Annotated in this window: 19 protein-coding genes; 12 read left to right on the top strand and 7 right to left on the bottom strand. The window is 66.8% G+C overall.

The features are described from left to right. Nucleotides 1-201 precede the first annotated feature (201 nt). Nucleotides 202-6,060, bottom strand: a complete 5,859-nt coding sequence (gene mobF / locus BST47_RS26245) for a MobF family relaxase (protein ID WP_083128763.1) — start codon at nt 6,058-6,060, stop codon at nt 202-204. A gap of 239 nt (nt 6,061-6,299) precedes the next feature. On the opposite strand from mobF, the gene BST47_RS26240 reads away from it, so the two are divergent. Both BST47_RS26240 and BST47_RS26235 read left to right on the top strand, forming a co-directional pair. After that, nucleotides 6,300-6,890 carry a hypothetical protein gene (locus BST47_RS26240; protein WP_125939770.1) on the top strand — a complete coding sequence of 197 codons (591 nt, stop codon included), beginning with the start codon at nt 6,300-6,302 and terminating at the stop codon, nt 6,888-6,890. Nucleotides 6,891-6,901: 11 nt separating this feature from the next. Continuing rightward, nucleotides 6,902-7,429: a hypothetical protein gene (locus BST47_RS26235; protein WP_234809869.1), complete on the top strand. Its 528-nt coding sequence runs from the start codon at nt 6,902-6,904 to the stop codon at nt 7,427-7,429. Nucleotides 7,430-7,551: 122 nt separating this feature from the next. Here the strand turns inward: BST47_RS26235 and BST47_RS26230 are convergent, their stop codons facing one another. From BST47_RS26230 to nrdH, 4 genes are all read right to left on the bottom strand, one after another. Further along, the gene (locus BST47_RS26230) at nt 7,552-7,818 is read right to left on the bottom strand and encodes a hypothetical protein (protein ID WP_068920327.1); all 267 of its coding nucleotides are present in this window, start codon (nt 7,816-7,818) and stop codon (nt 7,552-7,554) included. Between the two features lie 76 nt (nt 7,819-7,894). After that, on the bottom strand, nt 7,895-9,436 hold the full coding sequence (locus BST47_RS26225; RefSeq protein ID WP_068920328.1) for a DNA cytosine methyltransferase: 1,542 nt from the start codon (nt 9,434-9,436) through the stop codon (nt 7,895-7,897). Nucleotides 9,437-9,558: 122 nt separating this feature from the next. Continuing rightward, nucleotides 9,559-10,107 carry a hypothetical protein gene (locus BST47_RS26220; RefSeq protein WP_068920329.1) on the bottom strand — a complete coding sequence of 183 codons (549 nt, stop codon included), beginning with the start codon at nt 10,105-10,107 and terminating at the stop codon, nt 9,559-9,561. A 73-nt stretch (nt 10,108-10,180) separates the two neighbouring features. Further along, nucleotides 10,181-10,447, bottom strand: a complete 267-nt coding sequence (gene nrdH / locus BST47_RS26215; RefSeq protein ID WP_068920330.1) for a glutaredoxin-like protein NrdH — start codon at nt 10,445-10,447, stop codon at nt 10,181-10,183. 457 nt (nt 10,448-10,904) lie between these two features. Between nrdH and BST47_RS26210 the strand changes: the two genes are divergently transcribed. The 8 genes from BST47_RS26210 (at nt 10,905) to BST47_RS26175 (ending at nt 19,031) form a co-directional block, all read left to right on the top strand. Further along, on the top strand, nt 10,905-11,582 hold the full coding sequence (locus tag BST47_RS26210) for a helix-turn-helix domain-containing protein (RefSeq protein ID WP_068920331.1): 678 nt from the start codon (nt 10,905-10,907) through the stop codon (nt 11,580-11,582). Nucleotides 11,583-11,642: 60 nt separating this feature from the next. Continuing rightward, nucleotides 11,643-11,951 carry a hypothetical protein gene (locus BST47_RS26205; RefSeq protein ID WP_125939771.1) on the top strand — a complete coding sequence of 103 codons (309 nt, stop codon included), beginning with the start codon at nt 11,643-11,645 and terminating at the stop codon, nt 11,949-11,951. A gap of 109 nt (nt 11,952-12,060) precedes the next feature. Then, the gene (locus BST47_RS26200; RefSeq protein WP_165799852.1) at nt 12,061-14,094 is read left to right on the top strand and encodes a cellulase family glycosylhydrolase; all 2,034 of its coding nucleotides are present in this window, start codon (nt 12,061-12,063) and stop codon (nt 14,092-14,094) included. Continuing rightward, nucleotides 14,091-15,701: a PE-PPE domain-containing protein gene (locus BST47_RS26195; RefSeq protein ID WP_083128755.1), complete on the top strand. Its 1,611-nt coding sequence runs from the start codon at nt 14,091-14,093 to the stop codon at nt 15,699-15,701. The genes BST47_RS26200 and BST47_RS26195 overlap by 4 nt, the downstream gene beginning before the upstream one ends. A 279-nt stretch (nt 15,702-15,980) precedes the next feature. Beyond that, the gene (locus BST47_RS26190) at nt 15,981-16,376 is read left to right on the top strand and encodes a hypothetical protein (RefSeq protein ID WP_070354486.1); all 396 of its coding nucleotides are present in this window, start codon (nt 15,981-15,983) and stop codon (nt 16,374-16,376) included. Next, nucleotides 16,369-16,692 carry a hypothetical protein gene (locus tag BST47_RS26185; RefSeq protein WP_083128752.1) on the top strand — a complete coding sequence of 108 codons (324 nt, stop codon included), beginning with the start codon at nt 16,369-16,371 and terminating at the stop codon, nt 16,690-16,692. Before BST47_RS26190 ends, BST47_RS26185 begins: the two co-directional genes overlap by 8 nt. Then, the gene (locus BST47_RS26180; RefSeq protein WP_068920337.1) at nt 16,689-17,102 is read left to right on the top strand and encodes a hypothetical protein; all 414 of its coding nucleotides are present in this window, start codon (nt 16,689-16,691) and stop codon (nt 17,100-17,102) included. The genes BST47_RS26185 and BST47_RS26180 overlap by 4 nt, the downstream gene beginning before the upstream one ends. A 33-nt stretch (nt 17,103-17,135) precedes the next feature. Then, on the top strand, nt 17,136-19,031 hold the full coding sequence (locus BST47_RS26175; protein WP_083128747.1) for a PE-PPE domain-containing protein: 1,896 nt from the start codon (nt 17,136-17,138) through the stop codon (nt 19,029-19,031). A gap of 187 nt (nt 19,032-19,218) precedes the next feature. Here BST47_RS26175 and BST47_RS31315 read toward each other — a convergent pair whose 3' ends face one another. Both BST47_RS31315 and BST47_RS26160 read right to left on the bottom strand, forming a co-directional pair. Then, complete coding sequence (locus BST47_RS31315; RefSeq protein ID WP_023363492.1) at nt 19,219-20,646, bottom strand: hypothetical protein; 1,428 nt, start codon at nt 20,644-20,646, stop codon at nt 19,219-19,221. Beyond that, nucleotides 20,643-21,596 (bottom strand): site-specific integrase, encoded by a 954-nt coding sequence (locus BST47_RS26160; RefSeq protein WP_225332378.1) that lies wholly within the window; start codon nt 21,594-21,596, stop codon nt 20,643-20,645. Before BST47_RS26160 ends, BST47_RS31315 begins: the two co-directional genes overlap by 4 nt. Before the next feature lie 131 nt (nt 21,597-21,727). On the opposite strand from BST47_RS26160, the gene BST47_RS26155 reads away from it, so the two are divergent. Further along, nucleotides 21,728-22,084, top strand: coding sequence for a helix-turn-helix domain-containing protein (locus tag BST47_RS26155; protein WP_023363488.1), 357 nt, complete (start codon nt 21,728-21,730; stop codon nt 22,082-22,084). Nucleotides 22,085-22,235: 151 nt separating this feature from the next. Then, complete coding sequence (locus BST47_RS31310; RefSeq protein ID WP_023363487.1) at nt 22,236-22,901, top strand: hypothetical protein; 666 nt, start codon at nt 22,236-22,238, stop codon at nt 22,899-22,901. Nucleotides 22,902-22,912: the final 11 nt, after the last annotated feature.

Raw genomic sequence — 22,912 nt, 5'->3', positions numbered from 1 at the left:
GAATCACTCGTCGACCCCGAACTCGTCGCCGGGACAGACCGATCCGGAGGTTGAGCACCTGGTCGAAATGCTGCGTCGCCAGACCAAGTACGGCGCCGGACGCTTCACAGCCCGCTGTGTCCTGCTGGCGCGGCGGTCTCCGGCATGGCTCTATGTCCTGTCACCATGTCCTGTCACCGGGCCTGCTATGTGGCGATCCCGCTAAATATCGCGGTTGAGTCCACCGTCGCGTTGTGCGGCGTTCCACATGCGGGTGTGTAGTTCGTGGGCGGTGGTGTTGCGCTGCTGGGCTTTTCGGTGGCGTTGCAGGGCGTTGGTGATGGCGGGGGTGTGGTGGTCGGGGTGTAGGCCGGCGGCTTGGGTGAGGGCGGCGTCGGTGTCTGGGCTGGCCTGGTAGTGGTTGATGCGGCCGGTGGACGCGGTGAGCACTGGCGACCAACGGAGTTCGGTGTGCAGCAGTTTGAGCAGCGGGGCTGCCGGTGGTGGTGGCCAGGTGGCGGTGTTGGTGTCGAGCAGGATGATCCGGGCGTGGGCGGTAGCGGCGTTTTCGGTGAGATCCGCGATGGTCTCGGGGGTGAGGTGTTCGGCGCGGTCGATGATGACGATGGTGCCGGGCGCGCTGTCGGTGAGGTCGATGGTGGCGGCGTCGATGACGGTGGGGTTGATCGGGGACAGGTCGGGGTTGTCACAGATGGTGGGGGGTGCGGCCCAGATCAGCGGGCGCTGCGCGGCGTGGGCGGCGCGGGCGAGATGGTTCATCATCGGTAGCAGTGCGGCGCGGTCGGTGGCGTGGGCGGCGGTGAGCACGAACGGAATGTCGGTGAGTCGGTGTAGGCGGTGGGTGTCGATGTCGGGGTGCTCGGGGATGGGCAGCCGGTCTTGGAAGGCGTGTTGGCCGGCGGCGTCGAGCACCCGCAGTTCGGTGTCGATGCGAGGCAGTAGGTCGGTGATGTGGTCGGCGGTGCTGCGCTGAGCGTGGGCGAATGCCTGCGCGGCGGCGAGTTCGGTGCGGTGCAACTGTTCGCGTAGCGCCGCGCGGTCGGCGCGGTGGCGGGCGAGCAGTGTGTCGTCGTCGGCGCGGCACCGGCGCAGCAGGGCGTCGGCGTCGGCGTGGGTGACGATGTGTTCGCTGCCTCCGGCTGCGGCGGCGCGGGCAGCGGTGGCTTCTTGGAATGCCGGGTGGAACTGCTCGGCGGGGCTGCGGGTGGGTAGCTGGTAGCTGGTGAGGAAGTTCAGGTTCTGGGTGGCCGAGGCGATATCGAGCGGGTCGGCAGCCGGGTCGGCGCGCAATATATCGAGTTCGGTGCGGGCGTGGTTGATGAGTTCGAGGGCTTCGGTGTAGGTGGTCTCGGCCTCGTGCCACTGCGCAAGAACGGTTTCGACGCGGGCCAGGAAGGGTCGATCGGCGTCGGCGGCGTCGCGCATGCGCCGCAGTTCATCGGTGGCGGCGAGCACGTGCGGTCCAGCGCCGGCGGACACTTGTGCAGCGAGTTCACGTAGCTCGGCGTCGGCGGCGGCGTAGCGGGCACGCAACGCGTGCACGTCGGCGCGGTGGGCGGCCAGCGCGGCAGCCGGGGTGGGCCGGCGGGTGCTCAGGCTGTCGAAATCCAGGTGCGATTCGGCGTCAAGGACGTCGTGGGCGTACTCGGGTGGGGGCAGTTGTTCGTCGGGTTCGGTGGGCTCGGTGAGGTCGTATTCATCTAGTCCGAGCGCGGCGGCGAGGTTGTTGGGGTCAGCCAACACATCCTCGTGAGAGTGCTGGCGCCAGGCTGGTGCGTTGTCGATGTCGGGGTGCAGGTGGGCGAGTTCTTCGTGTTCTTCCGGGGTCAGCGGTGCGTGCTCGGGAAGGGGGATGTCGTGGTCGTAGGGGTCGTCGGTGGTGAACACCTCGATCGAGTAGGTGAGCAGGCGGGCGTACTCGTCGGCGCGTAGGTGATGGGTCAGGTGGGCGTCGGCGTCATAGAGGTGTTCGGCGGCCACGTGCAGCAGATCCAACGGTGTCCACTGGTCGGGATCGGCGTTGCTGATCGCGGAGACCAACGCGGGGAATGCGGGGTCGGCGGCGATCGTTTCGGCCAGTTCGGTGCCAAACACGGTGTGCAGATCGGGCAGCCAGTCCGGGCGCAACCCACCGTTGGCAGTTTCCAGTGCGGCCGGGGACAGGGTGCCGCACAGCCGCCACCACAGGGCGGCGGCGGGTAGTTCGTCGGGCAGCGGTCGGTCGGCCGCGGACTTGCGTACGAGCTGGGTGATGTTGACTCCGGTGCGCGCGGCCGCCGACAGGTGATGCGCCAGCTGTGGCCAGTAGGGGTCGCGGCGGATGTGCGGGTTGATGGAGTCGATCAGGTCGTCGTAGCGGTTGGTGGTGGCGTCGGTGCCGATCAGTTCGGCTGCGCGTTGTTCGAGTCCGCGTTGGGCGGCGCGGGTGCGGGCGGGGTATTGCTCGGGCCCGGCGATGCGGGTGTCGTTGTCATCGACGGCGGTCGCGGCGCGATACACGGCCAGCTCGGCGGCCAGCTCTGCGTTGGTGTCGATCAGGGGGCGTGCCCATCGCGGCGCGGTCGCCGGGCTCCATCCGCGTGCGGTGTCGGCTACCTCGGCGGCCAGTTCGGTGACCCGCTGCGCCCGGGCCGCCAGATAGGTGCTCCACTGAGGGTCAGCGGCGAGGCGTTCGGGGATGGCGGGCAGCCAGGACAGCGGACCGGCACCACCGGAGTGCGCTCCGGTGGGGTCCAGGCGCCAATCGATGACCGCGGCCGGGTCGGCGGCGTTGTCGAATCCGCCGGCAGCGACCACTTTGTCGAGCCGTTTGAGCGGGTGGATTCCGGCGGCGGCGATCAGCGCGAGGTGCTGGCGCAGCACCGGCCAGGCCGTGGCCGAGGTGAGTCCGGGCACCAGCTTTTCGGCGTGGGAATCCAACTCGGCGTGCTGGGCTGGGCTCAGGCGTGACTCGGCCGCGGCACCGACCGCATGGGCGTACATGGCTGTCGCAGCGGCCAGGCGGGCGGCTGGATCGGTGGCGGCGCGGGCTGCGCTGGTGGCCGACACTTGCGCGGCGTCGCGGCCCAGCGCGCGGGTCAAGACGTCCACGGCGGTGTCGGGGTGGGTCGCCTTCGGGGACAGCACGCGGTGTGGGTCGTGTTCGGCGGTGGAGAAGTAGATGTGGTTGCCGTACACCCCTCGGGTGAGTGCGGTGTACACCTGCTGGCGGGTCAACTGGTCAGAGCCCACGGTGTGACACCGGTACCGGGCGGTGGCTCCCTGGGTGGCGTCAATGGTGCGGGCGTAGCCCAGGGTGACGTGGGCACGGACGTACTCGGCCGGCAGGCGCAGGTGCGCCCCAGACTCCAGATGCTTGACGGTGATCGAGCCTTCCGGGTCGACCTCGGTGACTTCCCACCGGTAGCCGTTGCGCACGAAATCAGTCGCGCCGAGAGCCAAGGTGCGGTCATTCTCCTTGGTGAACACGAGGTCTCCGACGCTGGCGCGCGCACCGGCCATCAACACCGCTTCGATGCCGGGGGCGCGGGCTCCGAGTTCGGTGAGCCGGTGCAGTCGCGCGCGGTCGTTGAGTTCGGACACCAGATCGTGGGTGGGCGCCAACAGCAGCGAGTGCTCGCCGGCGGCGATATCGGATTGCCATGCCTGGAACGCCATATCGGATGCGGCGGCTTGAGTGCCGACGTGCACGCGCTGCTCATCGAGATAGAACGCGATCCCCGACGGGTCACCGTCGCGCAACGCCAGACCGGCTTGGGCTTCGGCGGCTGAGGCGAACCGCATCACTTGGGACAACGTGATCGCACCGTGGCGGTGGGCCAGGTCGCGCAGCACACCGCCGGCGCTGATCGAGGACAGCTGCTTGTCGTCACCGACGAGGCGCACGCTGGCGCCGCGGGCCAACGCGACCGCGATCATCGAGGCCAACGCCAACGTGCCGGCCTTACCGGCCTCGTCCACGATGATCAACGTGTTTTCATCGATCGCGTCGTACCACTGCCGCGCCGGATCACCGGGGGCAATGTCGGGATTGTCGGTGAGCCAGTTGAACTTATCGAGAGTGTCACCGACTTCGACTTCGATTTCCTCGCGCAGCAGCTGCGCCGCACTCGCACTCGGGGACAACCCGATGACGGTGCCCCCGGCACCTTCCCAGGACCGCGCGAGCGCGGCCATGGCGGTGGTTTTTCCCGACCCGGCCGGGGCGAGCGCGAGCATGACCCGCTGCCCGCGACAGGCCATCTCGCGGACCAGTTGGGCTTGGCCGGCGTTGAGTTCACGCCGATGCGCGGCCTGGGCCAGTAGTTCAATCTCGACGTCGGCGGCGGGCACGGTGCGCCCATCGCGCAGCTCGGCGGCGGCCAGGATGGAGCGTTCGGCGGCCAGGATCTCGTGGCTGGTGTAGGTCTGCGATCCGACTTGGCGGTACACGCTGGAGCCGTCGCGGCGACGCAACATCGCGGGCTCACCGAGGTCGGTATCAGGACTGCACGCGTGGCGGATGCTCAACGGTTCGGCCAAGGCGGCGTCGGTGATGAGTTCGGCGATGCCGTCGATTCCGGCGTGCCCGGTGACCCGCACCACCCGCAACGCTTCGGCCAACACATGGGTGCGGTTCCAGGTGGCCCGCGCCGCGGAGACGGTGGCGATCACTTGAGCGGCGCGCGCTTTGATCCAACTGTCGGTGACCTCGGCCGGTGTCGTGGTGCGCCCGGCCAAGGACCGGGCGATCATCGCGTTGACCGCCTCGTCGCTGCCCAACAGACCGACCGCTTGAGCACGCCACTCTTGGCGTTGTTCGGCCAGTGAGCGTGGTTCGTGCTTGGCGTCGCGGGTGGCCAAGGTGGCCTGCTGGAACATCGCGATCGACTCCGGGGTGGTCGGCTCGCGGCCGTGAGCAGCCTGAAACTTCTTGGCCAACACCGCATACTCAGCGTCGATCGCCGCCCGGCGCGAGGACCACAGTTCGTTGAGCTCGCGGCTCACCCCGACCACTTCGCGGACCTCGCGTTTGCCTTCGCGGGCATCACCGCGAGCGGCGAACCGCATCCCCAACACCTGACCCAGGTAGGCCTCCAGCCGCGAGTTGTACAACTCCGAGGCCGCGACGGTGGAGGCATACAACGGACGACCATCGAGGGCATACCAGCGGGCGATGCCGTCGGTGCCGCGGGCGCGGACCTTGTTGGAGATCGCGACGTGGGTGTGCAGGCCGGGGTCCGAGGCGCGGGTGTCGCGGTGCAAAAACTCCGCGGTGATGAACCCTTCGGTGTCGACCTGGGCCACGCCCTGGGCGCCGATGCGGGTGTAGGCGGCCTGATCTTGCAGGAAATCCAACGCGTCCTGGACGGCCTTGCTGTGGCACTCCTCGATCTGCTTGGCGATCGGCTCCGGGCACAGCGCATAGAGCGCGGACACGCTTTTGACCGGAGTGAAGGTCATGTCGTAGCCGGCGACCGAGGTGGTTTGGTCGCGGGTGCCGCGGGCGATGAACCCGGTCAGTTCCCGCTCATCCAAGGGGGCGCGGCGGTGCTGTTCTTCGAACATCTCGGTCGCGATGTCGGTACGCATCTGCGCTCGCACCGACTCATCAATCGCGGCGTTCCAGTGCGCACCGATGGACAAGTTATGGTCCCGGTAAGCCAGCGCCAGGCGCTGCTGCAACTCGGTTTCCCCGGCATTGACCCGAAACGGCCGCCCCAGCGAAGTCGCGGTCAGCGCCGAGTTCTTGCGCGCCCCTTGAGCGATGAGCTGCTTGGTCAACGCTGAGGCGTTCGGGTGCACGCCCAGCCCGAACAACGCCTTCATCTGATCCTCGGTGACCTCCGAGCCCTCGGCCACCGACCACAGCCGGTCCCCGGCGTCGGTGCGCGTCCAGTTCTCCGAACCCGCCGACAATCCGGCCAGCCCGCGCCCACCCCAGCGGCCCGGGGTCTCACCCTTCGAGGAGTAGTAGTCGCCCAACGATTCCGGGCCATGAGTGCGGTCATGGGCAGCCACCTGCCGCACCAGGTACAAGTACCCGGAGCCAGCCGTGAGCTTATGGATGCCCGCATTCACCTGCCCAGCGCACCGATTTCTCACGACGAAACCAAGGCCGCTTTCCGCCAGCCCCCGAACGGACCGTTACCCAACCGTGACCTAAGTGCAAGAGGTGTGTGGGACCAAACCAGGCTGGAAAGCAACGATGCAGGTCAACGAGGGTGAGACGGTGGTGAGGGTGAAATGGCGAGTGGGTAGGGCGGTTGTGCGGGAAGCAAGCGTGATTGCGTCGTAAGTGATGGCTAGCATCCGGAAACATGGCAAACGCAACGACAAAACACGCAGTGAAACAACGGGTTCTGGAGGCGCGGCGCGCCGAAAAAGCCGCGCGCGAGGCGCGGGAGGCAGCCATCGTGGATGGCCTGTCGGAGTTTCTCGCCGAAGTGGATCGCGCGGCAGCGGTTGGGGCAAAGCTCGAAGGTCAGGTGGCGGCAGCGCGCGCGAAAGCGCTTGAGCGCGTCGAGCGGATTGAGCAGGAGACCGAGGAACGGATTGCAAAACTGACCGAGGCGGCGCGTGAGGAGACCGTACGATGCGAGCGTGCTGCCGGTGAGGCGGTGATGCGGCTGCGCGAGCAGGGCGAGACAGTAACGGCCATCGCGAGTCAGACTGGGCAGAGCCAAAATCGGGTGCGGGAGCTGGGCAAGCTGGCCACGACCGCCCAGGGCGCTACGGAGGTGGTCCCGATGGGCAGCGCAGATGCCTCGGGCGCGAGCGAGGATGCCGAGTCTGCCGGTGTGAACGCTGAGGAGCCTGACGTGGTGCCCGTGGCGGCCAGCGACGGCGCAGGTGATGGGGTGGGCGCCGAAGAGCCGGCGGTCGACGCAGCCACGAGCCTCAGCGCGTAGCGAGGCTCGTGGTGGGTGCGCTGGCGCGCGAGCTGTCAGTCGATCCGGACCGCGATATCGCTGAGGTGGCAAGGTTCTTCAGCCGAGTGGTCGCGGGTCCAGGTCGGCAGGACTGTTGGCTGTGGACCGGGGCCATCGGTGACGACGCGTACGGCCGGTTCGCGATTCGACGCGAGGGCAGGCTGCGGATGGTGCGGACACCGCGGTATGCCCTTGCGGTGGCCGCAGGCGGTCGAGCGCTCGAAGGGCATCTGCGGGCGCTGCACGAGTGCGATGTGCCGATGTGCGTCCGGGTGATCACGGCCGAAGAGTTGCGCAGCGGTGTCCGACCTCATGTCGTTGCAGGGACGCAACAGGAGAACATGGAGAGAATGGCGAGGGCGCGGCGCGGTGGAGGGACACCAGCAGTGATTGCGCGGCGTGCCGGGGTCAAGGCGCGACGTGAGCAGGCGCTGGCGCTACGCGCGGCCGTGCGCTCTGGGTGGGATGGCGCGGCGGTGGAAGCCGCGCTGCTCGGCGAGCAGCCCCGATTGTGGTGAGGATTGGTTAGCTCTCGTTGAGTGGCCCCCGGTATAACCGCGGCGGGGCGCCGCTCGCAGGGCGAGCTCTGGCTCCTATCGGGCGTGCGGCGAGTTCCTTCGCGATCTCGCCGCACGTCGCGTTAAGCCTGCACCCGCGTTACGTATTCGATCTCGATGACGCGGCTGCCGATTCTGAGGACATCATCACCCGACCCTGGTGACAACTCACCCGTGACGACTTCGCCATGGGAAAGCGTCACCTGAACCGGACCATACGGCCCATCGTCGGTGATGTCGGCGACCAGAGTTCGAACAAGGATGCTGAACGTTCCTACCCATCCCGCGCCGGATGACGCGAGGTCGAGATCGTAGGCGTCGGCGGTGGCGCGGTCGGAGGTCTTCTTCATCGGTGTGGCACCTTTCGGTATGGGCGGTGGGGGTAGGCCCCGGCGAGTGGGGGATGCACGCCGGGGGCCTACTGGCTTAGGTGGTGACGGTGGCGGGCTCGCCGGTGAGGGTTTCCACGACGAGTCCGACGAGATCGCGGGCGGCCGGTGGGGTGACGGCGTTGCCTGCCAGGCGGACTTGCTCGCGGCGGGTGCCGAGCATGCGGTAGTCGGTGGGAAAGTCCATCGCGGCGGTGATTTCGCGGGGCTCTAGCATCCGGAAGAACACGTCGTTGATATCGATGTGTTGCGGTGGCGCGGGGGCGGGTCCGCTGGTGATCAGACTGTGGTGCTCGACGGTGGTGACGGTGGGCAGTGCCTCGTCGGCAGGGATGCTGCCGCCTTTGCCGTAGTAGCTCGTGATCAGCGGTCGCGGCTCGGTGGGGTTCCAGCGGCCGTGGAACACGTCGCCGCGTGTGACGGAGCTGTAGACCAGGCCGTGGTGGTTTCCGGATGCGGTGACCGTCGATAGCGCTTCGGTGGTGCTGCGGGCATCGCTGGAGCCGCCGCGTAGTTCGGCGATGAAGGGTGCGAAGGCGATGCCGTCATTCTCGCGGGTGGTGCGGGTGGCGATGGGTTGGTCGGCGGCGACGGCCTCGGTGCGCCACGTGCCTCCGGTGGGGACCAGCAGCGCGGTCTCGCTGCGCGTGGTCATGGTTCGTGTCGGCTGGTCGACCGGGGCGGCGTTCTTGCCGTCGCGTCCTTCGACGGGCACCAGCATGGGCTGCCAGTAGCGCTGGATTCCGGCGGCGATGCGGGCCATGGTCTTGGCGGCCAGTGGGCGGCTGCGATCACTGATACGAGTGCCGGTCAGCGACCAGTCGATGATGTCGGCGGCCGGGCGGTAGGTCGGCTCGATCACCTGGTTGCGGCACGAGACGTTGGGGCAGCGGTAGACGTACTGGGCGCGGTACTTACCCCACGGTGCGCGGTCGGTGCGCTTGAAGCTCTGCACGGCGCGCACCGGCCCGCAGTCGGGGCACACCGCGTAGGGGGACACGACACGCTTGACGTCGGGCCGGGGGTCGCCCACGCGGGTGAAGATCGCGTAGAACCGGTCGCGTGACTGGGGGGCACCTCGGCCGTAGAGCTGGGCGTGCATGGAGTTGAGGTAGACGAACTGGGCGGTGTATCCGATGGATTCCATTGCCATGCGCCACGCCTGGAACGGTGGCCAGAACACGACGTCGACCACGTTCTCCACGATGACTGCGCGGTACATGTGGTACTCGGAGAACCGCACGACATCCCACATGGTGGCTCGGCTCCGTTCGGCCGCAGCCTCGGGGAGGATCTCGCCGAACAGATCGGGTTGGGCGTCTTGTCGTTTGCGGCCCTGGGCGATGCTGTGTTTGGTGCAGCTCGGGCTTGCCCAGAGCAGGTCGGTGGTGGGGAACAGGCGCGGGTCGATCTGGGAGAGGTCGGCCTGAATGTGGTCGGTGTTCGGGTGGTTGGCGCTGTGGGTTTCGATGGCCCGATCCCAGTGGTTACTGGCGACGGTGGCGACGACGTTGTTGATCATCACAGCGCCAGCGGTGGAGCCTCCGGCGCCGCAGTACAGGTCGCAGATCGTCAGCATGGGGTGGTCCTCTCAACAATGGATGATGGCTATAGCCTACCACATAAGGGGAGGCTATAGCCATCCATATGGGTGGGTTCTTGGGGTGCCCCGTGGCGGCAGCGTCTCACATGGCGGGGCGGTCAGATGAACTGGTCGAACAGGTCGAGCTGGGCACCGGCGTCAAGGTCGAGAACTCGACGCAGGAGGGCATGGGTCTTGTCGCGCATCTCATTGGCGCGGCGGTAGTGCTCGCGGTCTTCTTCATCTGAGGGGTGGTAGCGCGTGCAGGGTCCGCTGTGGGCGTTGCGCGCCTCGTAGGCGTAGGGGCACCGGCACCACTGCCATGTGCGGTCCTGCTCTGCCCGAGTGGCGGTGAGCAGGTCGGCAATCTCGCCGCGCAGTGCAGACGGTAGGGCCTGGCCGAGGCGTTGGATCTGGGTGGCGGTGACGGTGGCGCGTGTGGGGCCGGAACCGGGGCGCGGGCTGACGAACTTCGATCCGACGGTCCAGTAGCTGGTCATCCAGTCGGGTGCACTGTGGGGCGCGGTCGGACCGGACGCGCCACCTGCACGGGCCAGCAGGGATCGCAGAGCGCGTTCCTCGAGGAACGCGTCAAGGAGCGCGGTTCCCGAAGACCGGCCGACGAACGCCAGGAGGTGGCGTTGCTCGGATGTCAGAGTGGAGTGCACGCCTACGCCCCCTGCTCACTGATGGTCTTGAAGTCGGGACTCGCGGAGCTGCGAACCACCGGCTCGTGGGCGCTCATGCGGACAGTCCCGTTGCGTCTGGTGCGAATTCCGCTTCATCGCAGACGGCCTTGATGCGGTCGGGCCGGAAGCCGCTCCAGTGGTCGTCGCCGGCCATCACGACGGGGGCTTGTAGGTAGCCCAGGGCCATCACGTAGTCGCGGGCCTGGTCATCGGCGCTGATGTCGACCTTCACGTAGGTGATGCCTGCTTTGTCGAGCGCCTTGAACGTCGCGTTGCACTGCACGCAGTTGGGCTTGGTGTACACGGTGATGGTGGGCATTGCGCCTGCCTTTCTAAGTGGATGGCCATAGCCTACCATCACGGAGAGGCGGTGTCAACCTGATTATGGCTCTGAGCTGCTGGTTTCTGTGCGTCTAAGGGTGTGGCGGGCTCGGCGTGAGCAGGGGTGCGGTGTCCGTGACCTTCTTCTTATCCAGGCGTAGTTCTGCTGAGGGGTACGCAGGCCGGGACCCCGGTGGATTGTGGGCAAGTGGTGGGTGCGCCAGAGTGCATGACCGCAGCCGCGTCGGCGGTTGGGTGAGGCGGGCCAGGCTCATGCGTAGTCGAGACCGCCCCCTGGCGGGGTGGGTGCAAGAGGGTGAGTCCACGCCAACGGGTAGTCGACAAAGGTCGACTCGGCGCGAAAGGGACGACCCGTGACTCCTGGCTTTCACGCCGCATGTGCTGCGGTGAGTTCGGCTGCGATGTCGCGCGGTCACGCTTGCTACCGTTTCGGGATGGCCGATTCGACAGCGGAGGTGTTCTCAGCGGCCAAGTTCACCCTTCGGGCTGCACAGACCGGTGTGACGTGGAAGGAGTTGGCGTCCCGGCTTGAGGTTCATCGGACGACATTAGGTGCCGTTCGTAGCGGACGCAGTGCACCGTCCACGGAGTTGTTGGTGAAGATGGTTGAGGTCCTTGGGGGGACACCGGAAGACTATCTCGATCTCCCCGAACGTCCGTCATGGACCTTGAAGCTGTTTCGGATGGTGGCCGGCTATACGCAGCACGCGGTCTCGGAAGCTCTTGGAGTGGCTCCGGCTGCGGTGTCGGGTTGGGAAACGGGCCGCTATAAGCCTCCACGTTCGGTCGTGCCGAAGCTTGCGAAGATGTACAGGGCGTCAGAGGCGGAACTGGAGGCGGCAGTGAGCCGCCACGGCGAGGTTGCCCCGACAGAAGCCTTGGTGTTGTGCGCCGAATCTGTGGTGCGGTTCGCCGAAGTCGCCTTGGAGGCGGTCGCGGCTATGCCCGCGGCATCCCGGCGCGCTAGGAGCGCACTGGTTCGTGAACAGTTGGAAGTCTCGATGGAGTCCCTCTCGTCAGCGGTTCGCGAGCTTCCGGACGAGTCCAAGCGGGCCCGCCTCGTTGGCGTGGTGCGACGACTGGCCGAACTACACGCGTCCGCGGAACCGTAGCGACGTGTAACCAATACACTTGATACACTCCGCTGGTCAGACGCCAGCAAGGGGGTGGCCATGTCTGTCGACCTACCCGACCAGGAGGGTGTAGCCAGCCAAACAGCCGGCCGCACCCTCGACCTCGCGGCGGCGGGACTCGCCTTGGCCCGACTCGCGGTTGAGGCCTTCGCCGAAGGGGCATCCGAGGTGTCCAACGCCCAGGCCGAAGCGGTACAGAAGGCTTCCGAGCAGGTCATATCCGCCATTGGCGGCCTACCTGGAATGCCGCCTGGGCAGCGCAATATTGCCGCCGAGATCTCGTGCGAACTGTCCACGCTGGCGACTGATCTGGTGGATGACTCCGACGTAGGGCTGAGCCCGGCCTAGGTTTCGCCGGGCGCGGATGTGAGCGCTTGCCCGATGATGCGTTGCCAACATGTTGAATACACTGCTATCGTCCCCGTCAACAATCACTTTCTGGGCAGGGGACCCGACAATGACCACTCCGATCCCGCTGTTGCGGGCCAAGATCGCCGCAGGCACAGTCGCAGCCGTCACGCTGGCTTCGGTGCTGACCACCGCGCCGGCAACCGCTACCACCACTGACCGAGCCCGCCCAGTCCACGAGGTGGCCATCTCATTGCTGGCGGAAACCAGCAGTGCCGCACCAGTGTTCGGTGTCGCCGACTCGCATCTGTACGACCTCGGTCCTGATGAGCTAGCGGCACGGTTGACCGAGCTGCGCAACTTGGGCGTCACGGATCTGCGGATCGCGGTGCCGTGGGTGTACATGGAGCCCGTCAAGGGCACCTACAACTGGGCGAAGATGGACGCCCTGGTGTCCACGGCAAGCGAGCTGGGTTTCACTCTGACCGGCAGCGTGACGGCGACCCCGACGTGGGCGGGCCTGCCGCTGGCCGGTGCCCCGGATCCGGACACCTACGCCGCGTTCGCCGGAGCGGTCGCCGCCCGGTACGGGTCGCAGATTGCAGCGTACGAGGTGTGGAACGAACCGAACGGCGTAATCTTCTACGCCCCAGTCGATCCCGCGGGATATACCCGGATGCTCAAAGCGGCGTACACCGCGATCAAGACCGCCAACCCGGACGCAATGGTACTCGCAGGATCGCTGGGGGCGACAACCAATGTCGCCGGGATCTCGGTGACCCCGCAGCGATTCCTGGCTGACATGTACGCCGCGGGCGCCGCAGGCTATTTCGATGCTCTGTCGTATCACCCGTATCACTACACACTGCCATTCTCCGCCGGGGCGGGCACAGCCAACACACCGCTGGACCAGGTGCGCAAGCTCTACGAGTTGATGGTCGCCAACGGCGATGGCGACAAGCAGATCTGGGCCACCGAGTACGGCACAGCCACCACACCCGGATGGGGTGTCACCCAGGCCGAGCAGGCCGCGCTGCTGCGCGACTTCCTCACCGCGTGGTCCAAGCTGCCCTATACGGGTCCGGCGTTTGTGTACACCTCTCAAGACGCGCAGACCGGGATTCTCAACCACGAGTACAACTTCGGACTCTTCACCTCCGACGGTAAGCCCAAGCCCGCCGCGCAGGTGCTTGCCGAACTGATCGCGGCCAGCGGTGTCGGTGAACTGCCCGACTACACCGCACCGCGCATGACGGCCGCACGGGACCTGTACTTGCAGCTCGCCTCGGTCGGTTTTGGGCTGGCCAACCAGGCGCTCGTTATTCCCAACGCTGCGATCGCCGTGATCTACAACCTGATGCCAGGTCCGCTGCGGCAGGCGTTCACCGCCGTGGCTAACGCGGTGTCGGCGGTCGTGGCTCAGGTCGCGATCGCGGTGACGCCGGTCATGGAGGCAGCACTCGGGTTGGTGATCCGCGCACTGCCGCAACCCTCAGTGCCCGTCTCAGAGCCCACCGACGATGAAACAGACGAAACGACAACAGGTGTGGCAGAGAATGCCGCCGACCGGGAGGGCACGGGCGAGACGGCCGGCGACCCCGGTGGCGAAACCACTGCGGTGCTAGCCGACGATGCAGACGCCCAGCTCATCAACGTGCCCAATGATGACGGCGGCCACGATCTGGTCAGCACGACGAACCCGGACACCGCACAGGAGACGACAGTCGATCCGGTGGACGTCGGGGAATCCCTGACCGCGCCAGTCGCGGAAACCGAACCCATCGCCGACCCGACTGAACCGAGCGAACCCGATACCGCGACAGACAGCGGCGACTCGACAGGCGAGACCGAAACGGTCAGCACCGATGAACCGGTTGACGACACCGACACCACGACCGAGGCTGAGCCCGATACGGGGCACACGTCAGGCGTCGACAACGCCACGCAGGCAGGCAAGCGCACAGACGAAGCCAGCAGCGAAGACGGTGCCGTGCAGTCTGACCGTTCGCCGCGGCGCGGACCGCGCACGGCCACGTCGCCATCACGGCAGCGGGCTTCCACGGACCGGGCCGACCGCGCCGAGCAACGGTCCACCCCACGGGGATCGGGACGTGACAACAGCCGGACCGGAACCGGCAAATGACGACTCCCCACATCCGCCGAAATACGCACTGGGCCAAGCGGTGGGCAGGGGCCACGGTCTGTGCGGCGCTGATCGCGGCGCCCACGGTGGTCATCAGTCCTACACCCGCGCAGGCCGCTGACTCGGTGTTCTACCTCTCGGGCACACGCAACAATCCCGCACCACAGCAGATGATCGATCTGGCCGACATCGGAGCGGCCTTTACCTATTTCGGTGAGCAGGCATTGCAGATCGGCTACGCAGCGGCACTGTTTCCGTTCCAGGGCGCGACCGCGTTGAACGCCTCGGTAGCCGAGGGGTTGGCGAACCTCGTAGCGGCGTTGGAGGCCGCGCCGCCCGGAGATCGGCTGGTGCTGATCGGGGTCTCGCAGGGCGATATTGTGCTGAGCCTGTTGGAGCAGGCGCTGCTCGCGGCGGGCGAGGCCCGCGACGTGCTGTTCGTGCGGATGGCAGGCCCGTCCGGGGACACCGGGGTGATGGGCCGCAACTGGGGCTTCAACCTGCCTGGACTTTCATTCGTCACCCGGCCAGACGAATCCCCGTTCGATCAGATCGTGCTCAACCACGAATACGACGGGCTCGGCCACTGGCCGGTTAATCAGCTCAACGTGCTCGCTGTCCTCAACGCGGTCCTGGGCACCCTCACCTTTCACAATCCCAACAGCTACGCCGTGGATCTCGCCAACTTTCCCTTGGCCGATATCACCACGACCGTGAATTCGCTCGGCGCAACCACCACGACCTACCTGATCCGGGCGACCGGGCTATTGCCGTTGCTGCGGCCGTTGCAGGCGCTCGGTGTAGACGAAGGCCTGCTCAATGATTGGCACCGGAAGTTGAAACCGATCATTGACTCCGCTTACGAGCCCGGTCGTGCCCCCGTCCTGGCGCGGGTGGTGCAATCGATGGTGCGCGTGGTCGTCAACGGCTTGAGCAGGGTGGCCGAAGGCGTGGGAACGGTTTTGCGCCGCATTGAGGCTGCGCACCGGCCCGGTACGGCGACCGCTGTCGATGCGGTGGGGGACGCCGGCGACCAGGCGGCAGCGAGCCGTGCAGACCATGACCCGGGATCGCCATCACGATCGCAGACCGCGCTGGTGTCCTACTCTCAGGAGCCGGGTCTTGATCCAGTACCAGACACTGATCCCGCAGTGTCGCAGTCGAATACGGAAACACTCGGCGAAACCAGCAGTGAGCCGACCTCCTCCTCCAGCGCACCGGCCACACAGGACCCACTGTCAGAACCCGCCACCGCTCCCGCCGATGATCTCGATGCCGACAGCGACGAGCCAGGCACCACGGGCCCACCCGGCCCGCAGGAAGACGCGACGAGCATTACTCGCGGCAGCGACTTCCCCACAGGCCACGACGACACCGCGGTCACACCCGCCGACGCGCGTGTGACCACCACCAGCACGCGCCCGCACATGCGGACCTCCAGGCAGGCCGCGAGCTCCGAAGCGGTGTCGCGGCCGCGGTCCCCGAAGACGGTCAGTGTGTCGAGTAGGTCCGGATCCCCCGGCAGCGGCAGCGACCGCGCCACTTCCACATCGGCACCGCGCGCGGACACTTCCCGCACCACGAGAGATTCAGGAACCGAATCGTGACCCTCACAGCGCTGGCCTGGCTAGTTGGTGGCGCGGGCGTGCTTTTCCTGTGCTGGGAGGCGCGTCGCCGGGCTCAGGCAGCCTCGGCCCACATCCGCCACTGCATTGACTCCTTCGAGCCCCGCTCACCGACCGGCGCGCAGGCACCCGAAACTCGCCCTGACAGCACTGTGGCGCAAGGGGACACTTCGTGATCGGGCCGGTCACTTTCTTTCTCGCCGTCGCCGCCAGCACAGCGATCCTCACGGTGCTGTGGGCGCGGCATCGAAAGGCGTCGAAGTGAGCGGCGCCGCGTTCATCAGTGGCGTAGGGCCGTGGTGTTCGGTCGTGATTCTGGTCGTGTCAATACTTTCGGCGATGGCGATCCTTGCTCGCTACCGCCAAGGCACCGAGGTGTTGGGGCCCGCGCTTCTCGCTCTTGCGGTTTCCGTCGCGGGGGCGGTGCTGGCACTGCTGGTCGTCTTGGTGCCCTACCTCCTCGCAAGCCCGCCCATCGATGACCGGGCGCTCGCTGCCGCCATCGGAACGCCACATTGGTTGTGGCCGGCCACCTTGGCAATCGTCGCCTGGGTATGGGTGCTCGCCTATTCCACCTGGACTATGCGCCTGTTTCATCGCCAGCAGGGACCCTCATCGGCCACTGTCGGCCGTAAGCGGAGGGTGTCGCATGGCTGACTCCGAACGGCCACCCCGAGAGCAACGACGGTTCAGCGACCGATCTGCGCCCGCCGTCATCATGATTCGAACCCACTTCGCCTACGACGCGCCGTCTGGTCGGGCACCGCGAGTGGCCCGCTACCACAGCCACATCACAAACTGCGGCGAATTCGGCAACGACACAACGCAATACAACCATGTAGGCGATGTCTTTCAGCGCATGGTTGCCGCCTTCGGCGACGACGCAGACCTCGAAGTGGTGATCCGGCGGGCCGCCCCGAACACCGCGGAGACAGATCCCGCATCCCAGTTAGAGAACAGAGGTCCCGAATGACGACAACACAGACCGCTGCGGACGCAGCAGCTCGGTCGGACAGCTTTGCCGCACAGCTGAATCGGCTGTTTTCCAGCATCTACCCTCCTGGTCGGGGGCCGTACACCAGTCAAGAGTTGGTCCGTTGGTTGGGCATGCGCGGTCTGGCTTTGTCGGCGCCGTACTTGTCGCAGCTTCGCACAGGCGAGCGAAAGCGGCCCTCTGAGCAAACGGTCGAGATGATCGCCGAGTTCTTCGGAATCCGAAGCGAGTATTTCACCAGTCCCGAAAGCGGCTACGGGGAATGGTTGGACTCCGAATTGCGCTGGCTAGAGGTCGCGCACGACCCCGATGTGCGGCGGCTCACGACGATGCTGACCGCCTTGGACACCGATACCCGAGAGCAGCTCATGTCCGCTGCCGGTATCTGAACAGCCCCAGCCAAACACCCTCTAGGAGCGTCAATGTCCACCACCTCGCGCCGCTTGGCCGCCACGGTCGTAGCCGCGGCCACCGTCACCGCGCTGACCACCGCGGCAGCCGTCCCCACGCCGCCACCCGCCCCGACACGGCTCGTTGAGGCGCAGGTGAACCTCGCCGCTTCGACTGGCGTCTATCCGATCGGACCCATCCCGCAGGCGTTCCGCACCCTGGGCATGGGTACCGCGCAGGACTTCCTCAACGGGATGGCGGGGCTGGCGCAGATCGTCCCTGGCGAGGCGGGGCAAGGCCTCAAGCAGACGGTGGAAAACCTCGCCGCCCTGGTCGCCGCACTGCAGTCCGGTGTCAATCTGCCGATCTTGGGCAACATCTCCATCCCGGAGATCGCCGTGCCGCCGATGGGGCCGGCCGGGACCGTCGACCAGATCAACACGTTGCAGTGGTCGACCCTGACTCAGGGCACGCTGTCGGCGCTCAAGACCGCGCTGGCCGCCGGTGACGCGGCCGCGGTCATCATCGGGCTGCTCGGCGACATCACCGGCATCGACACCGAGATCATCGAAACCCTCGTGGGAGACCTGCCGCTGAACGTTCCCGGCACTTGGGACGGGCCGTTCTTCTCCGACGCCGGCAAGTTCGCTATCGTCCCGGCAATCGGCTTGGGCGGCACCAACTTCGCGCTCGCCTCACCGACGCTGCTCAACGATCCAGCCTTCGCCAAGACCGCGATCCTGGCGATCGCGTTGCGCAACCCGAGCCGCACCGGCGGCGGGATTCTCTCGCTGCTGGACCCGCTGTCGTCTACGGTCGGGCTGAATCTGTCGAATGCCGACGGAACGGCGTCGCACAAGGACACCAACAACTGGGGTATACCGATCACCGTCATGGACGGCAACGTCACGGTGTGGGACTTCGGGGCCGCATACGACATCATCTCCGATGCCCCGTCCACACTGCTCAACCCGCTGGCGTGGTTCAACAGCGGCGTCGGCCAGGTCGCGCCGACCTATCTGCTGCCCCCGAACGTCGATGCGTTCTTCGAAGTGATCAGCGATCTCACCGGTGGCAACCTGAGCGCCGGGACGATCAATCACCTGCTCGACACGGCGGACCTGATGAGCCTGCTGCACGTCGACGTCGGCGCGGACGGCAACCTGTATGTCACCTACGACTCGGGTCGTCTGCCGCTGCTGGAACCCATCCAATTCATCCCCCGCACACTGAGTTACCTGCCCGGATTCGGATTCTCCACCACTCTGTCGGACTCTTTCGCCGATGTGCTCACCCAACTGGTCGCCCAGGGTTACCAGGACGTCAACATGACCGTGGACGCCGAAGGGGTGGCCACCTTCACCCGCGGCTGGGACATGGCCGGCACCCAGGCGAAGTTCTGGCAGAACCCCATCACCTGGCAGATGGGCCTGGAGACCCCGCAAACCGTCTTCAACTCGATCATCACCGGACTGCAGACCAATCTTCTCGATCCGGACAAAGGCGAGTTCGAGATCTTCGGCAACAAAGAGATCGGAAACCTGGTCTACCGCAACGCAGTCAGCGTCGCCGTCGCGCAGCTCATATCGCAGGCGCTGGAGCAAGTACGCGACACGCTCAATCCGATCATCAACGACGTGCAGGGTGGGCTCACCCCGCTCGCGAAGGCGCTCGATGAGGCCACTGGGCAGGTGAACAAGGTCATCGATGACGGCCTGGGCGCAATGACCGGCCTCGGAGTGGACCTCAACGGGCCGATGCTCGACGCGAACCGACTTGTCAACGAGGTTGGCGATGGCATCAACAACGGCATCCGCAGCATCTTCAATCTCAAGCCGATCGACTCGCCACCAGCCCTGGAATCGACCAGCGACAGCGCACAACATTCGCCAGCGGTGGTGTCCACCGGGACGTCTTTGGATACCTGACTAAAACCTAGCCGGTGGGAGCGCGGGGTGGTTTTCGGCGGTGTTCGTGGCGTCCTGGTGTTGTTCCCGGCGAATTAGCTGGTCGTCGGGGAGTAGCGGGTGTGAGTGTAGCGGGCGCGACGATAGCCACGCGACGCGCTGGCGTCCGTGGCCGGCCTGAGTGAGCCTCGCTGTCGTGGTGGCGGCGTTAGGCAGTTCGCTCTTCGGGGTGTCGTCGGCGGTGCAGGTAAGCCGCTATTGCGTTTCGGCCCAAAGCGAATCCGAGCATCACGGTCAACTGGCGAACCGCAGCAAAAGCGATCATCCGCCCGCCATAGAGGGTGCGGTCGAGGGTGTTGTTGAGGCTTTCGCTGTCTTCGCGCCAGCCATAGCAACGGTCGTAGACGCTGCCGCGGTCGTCGGTCTTGACGTGCTGGCGTAGGTGCTCGGCGCGGTTGTAGCCGCAGCTGCGGTCGGCGTCGGTGGTGTCGATACGCGTACGATGCACCGTGCCGCAGGATGGGGTGGCGAACTCGATGTACCAGCGGTGGCTGTCGTCGGCGTTGCCGCGCGGGTAGATCTTGGCCACCGGGCAGGGCTGCATGTGTCTGTCGCCGGCGTCGAGGATCTGGCGTTCGCAGATCCGTCCATCTTCGGTCCACAGGTCATGAACGTCGCCGCACGAGCACTCGAGTCGGGCGAATGCGGTGGGTACGCGGGTGCTGTCGTGCATCGGTGAGAGCACGGTCAACCCGAGCTTCATGGCGCGGTCGATGTGCTTGCCGCGGAACGCTCCGTCGTAGCAGACGCCGTCACACCGTACGTCGGCGTCGGCGACGACGCGGTCGATCATGTCGAGAGCGACACGAGCTTCACCGCCGTAGCCCTTGCCCGCTGGCACGGCGTCGACGTCGAGGATGACCCTGTTGTTGCGGATGGTGTCGGGGCGGGTACTGAGCATGGCGAACTTGGTGCCGTAGCGGAATTCGGTGTCGCTGTCGCCGTTTTGGGCTTCGATGCCGGCGTGCACGTGGCGTCCGCCTTGTTCGGCCCAGTGGTCGGCGGTGGCCTTGCGCACTGGTGCGGCGACAACGGTGCCATCGCCGACGACGTACTGCCCGCGCGCCGGGCTGGTGTGGGACACCCCAGCGTCTGGGTCGAGACAACCGAGTTCGCGCGCGAGCCGCCGCGCGAGCAGGCGAAACGTGTCAAGCAGCTTGTCGGTGTACTCGTCGAGTAGCCGTTGGGCGTAGTTGTGGTGCCAGCGCTGTGGTGGGCGCCGCGGCGCCCTTGGTGGCTGATGTTTGGCGGCCCGGTGGCGGATGGTGCGCCAGTAGGTGGGGTGGGCCATCGCGCGGGCGGCCTTGCTGTGCGAGCCCAGCACCCCGGCTAGGGCCTTGTGCAGCACGTGCACCCATGGGGGGTAGTGCGGACGCCGGCCCGGGGTTCCCGGCTCGTGGACGGGCAGGACCGCGGCGAGTTGATAGATGACCTCGTGGGAGGCGATCGCCTCGATGGTGTCGATCTCCAGCAGCGTGAGATCCATTGGCGTTTCGACCCGGCGCAGCTCGCGTTGCTTGATGCGTTCGGCGCCGTAGGCGCCGGCCTTTTTACGGGACCGGTCTTTGGGGTTCATAACGGGCCCGCCCGGTCATGCCAGTGGTAGCCGATGAGGGCGGCGGTGGTGTCCAGCGAGGGTGAGCCGATGAGACGCGCGGCGTCTTCGATGCGGCCGGTGCGGTCGAACTCGCGGCGCGCCGCGAAGGCGGTCAGCGATGCCGGCCGCACCCCGGAGTCGTCGGATAGCTCGGCGCGGGAGAGGATTTCGCGCACGGTCACGCACACCCGGGCCTGCTTATGTGCGTCGCTTCCGCCGGCGCCGGTGCACAACACCGGCGAGGGTTTGGGGCTGGGTAGCGGGCGGGTGAGGTGGGCGGCGCGCTCGGAAAGCACTCGCATCGACCAGCGGTCCAGCGTCAGTGTGCGGGGGCGATACTTGCTCGAGCCGTGCATCCACACGGTTGCGGCCTGTGGATCCAGATCGGCGGCGGTGATGTGTCCCAGCTCGGAGGTGTGCGCGCCGGCGAGTAGCAACGCCGCGGTCGCGGCGTGCCGAGTCGGGGCGGTGCGTTCGGAAAACAACCGCACCAGCGCGGCCTCATCCTCGGACAGTGGGCGCTGGCAGGACGACTGTCGGGCGGGGACGGCGATGTCGATAGTCGGGTCGTCCAGCGTCAGCCGCAGCCGGCGCGCGGTGCGAAAGAACGCGCGCAGCGCCGCACGGCGGTTGTGCATGGTCGCCACCGCCGCGTCCGATACGACACCGTGGCGGGTACGGCCTTTGGCCGCAACGAATTTCGCGACCAGCGCGTGATCGACTGCGGCGAGGGTGGTGACGTCGTGCACTGCGGCGAATCGGCTGAATCGGCGGATCAGCAGACCGAACTTGTCCAGCGTCTGCGCGGCCAGCACCCCATCGGCGATCCACGCACCGGTCACCGCCTGCACCGCCGCGGCCAGGCTCCCGTCAGCCATGGCCGGCCCCCACTGCAGCGGCAGCAGCAGCTGCACCCCGGGCCTCAGCATGCGGCGCCGCCGTTGATGACAGCTGGATCATCATGGTGACCCCTTCCCAAGTGGTGCGTGTATGCACCATTGGAGCAGAGGGGTCCGACACGTCGGCCTGCGGCGACGGTGGGGCGGGATATCGTGGGCCTGTGTCGCGCAGCAATGGTGACCGCCCACCGAGCGCATACGTCTTGCGGGGGTTCTGGCCGGACGCCGACCTGGACCCCGACGCGCCACCGTCGGCACCTGCCGCGCAGCAGCTCGCGCGTGCATTGCGCGCAGCCATGACCGAGACCGCCACCGGCCAGCGAGCACTCGCGGCGACCAGCGGAGTGGCCCACACCACCATCGGACGGATCCTGGCCGGCACCGTGCTCTGCGACATCGGCTCCCTGGCCCGCCTGGAACAGGCCCTGGGCCGACGGCTGTGGCCCGAACGTGACGACGTGCAAAGCCGCCCCCGCTCCAAGCACCGAGCGACCACCCGAAAGGCGAGTGGCGTCTGACACGTGAGGCAGGTTACAGGGTTGTAGTTCGATTGCAGGCCCGCCGATGCGGTGTGTTGCGCTTGACTCACGTTACAAGTGGCAGAACACTAGGTGTCGCGCGAACATACAGACGCGTCAACAGACCGAGCTAATGGGCGGTGGGCTGACTATGGGTAAGACCAGCAGATCGCTGATCGATTTGATCGACGTCGCCGCGCAACGTTACGGTGGGGCGTCCGGGCGCAGGCTAGCCGAGCTGGCGCAACACGGCGGGCATGACATTTCGCACGCGACGCTGAACCGGCTGCGGCAGGGCACGTATGCCACCCGGCCCTCGGATGCGTCGATTCGGGCGATCGCCTACCTGGCCGACGTGTCGGAGAATACCGCGTTCGCGGCGGCTGGGGTGAGGGCGCCGGGTGCGGTGGGGTATGAGCCGCCGTCTGAGGCCCAGCGCATGAACACCCGCCAGTGCAAGGCGATCGACGAGCTGATTCGGGCATTCATCGCCGACGACACCGGCGCGGTGGCGACCCGCAGCGACCTGACCAACCTCGTCGATGCGCGGCAACGGCTTGGGGCCGCGTTGAGCGCGGTCGACGTTGCTCAGCCCGCGACGGGCCAACTCGTGGCCGCCGCACAGGATGCGATGCGCTGCATCGACGAGACGCTGGACATTTTGAGCAACACCAGCGCGATGCCTCCGTCCTGGCACGGCAAGCCGCCGGAGGAGATGACCGACGCCGAACTGGACGAGGCCGCCGCGGCCGGGGACCCCTGGCCTGCGTACATTCGCACCAGGACGAAGGAGCGGATCGACGTCGACGGGGGGTAGACATGCTTCCG

This window comes from Mycolicibacterium tusciae, from assembly GCF_002086795.1.
In the GTDB taxonomy this organism is placed as follows: Bacteria; Actinomycetota; Actinomycetes; order Mycobacteriales; family Mycobacteriaceae; genus Mycobacterium; species Mycobacterium tusciae.
This window is presented reverse-complemented; position numbering and strand designations above follow the sequence as displayed.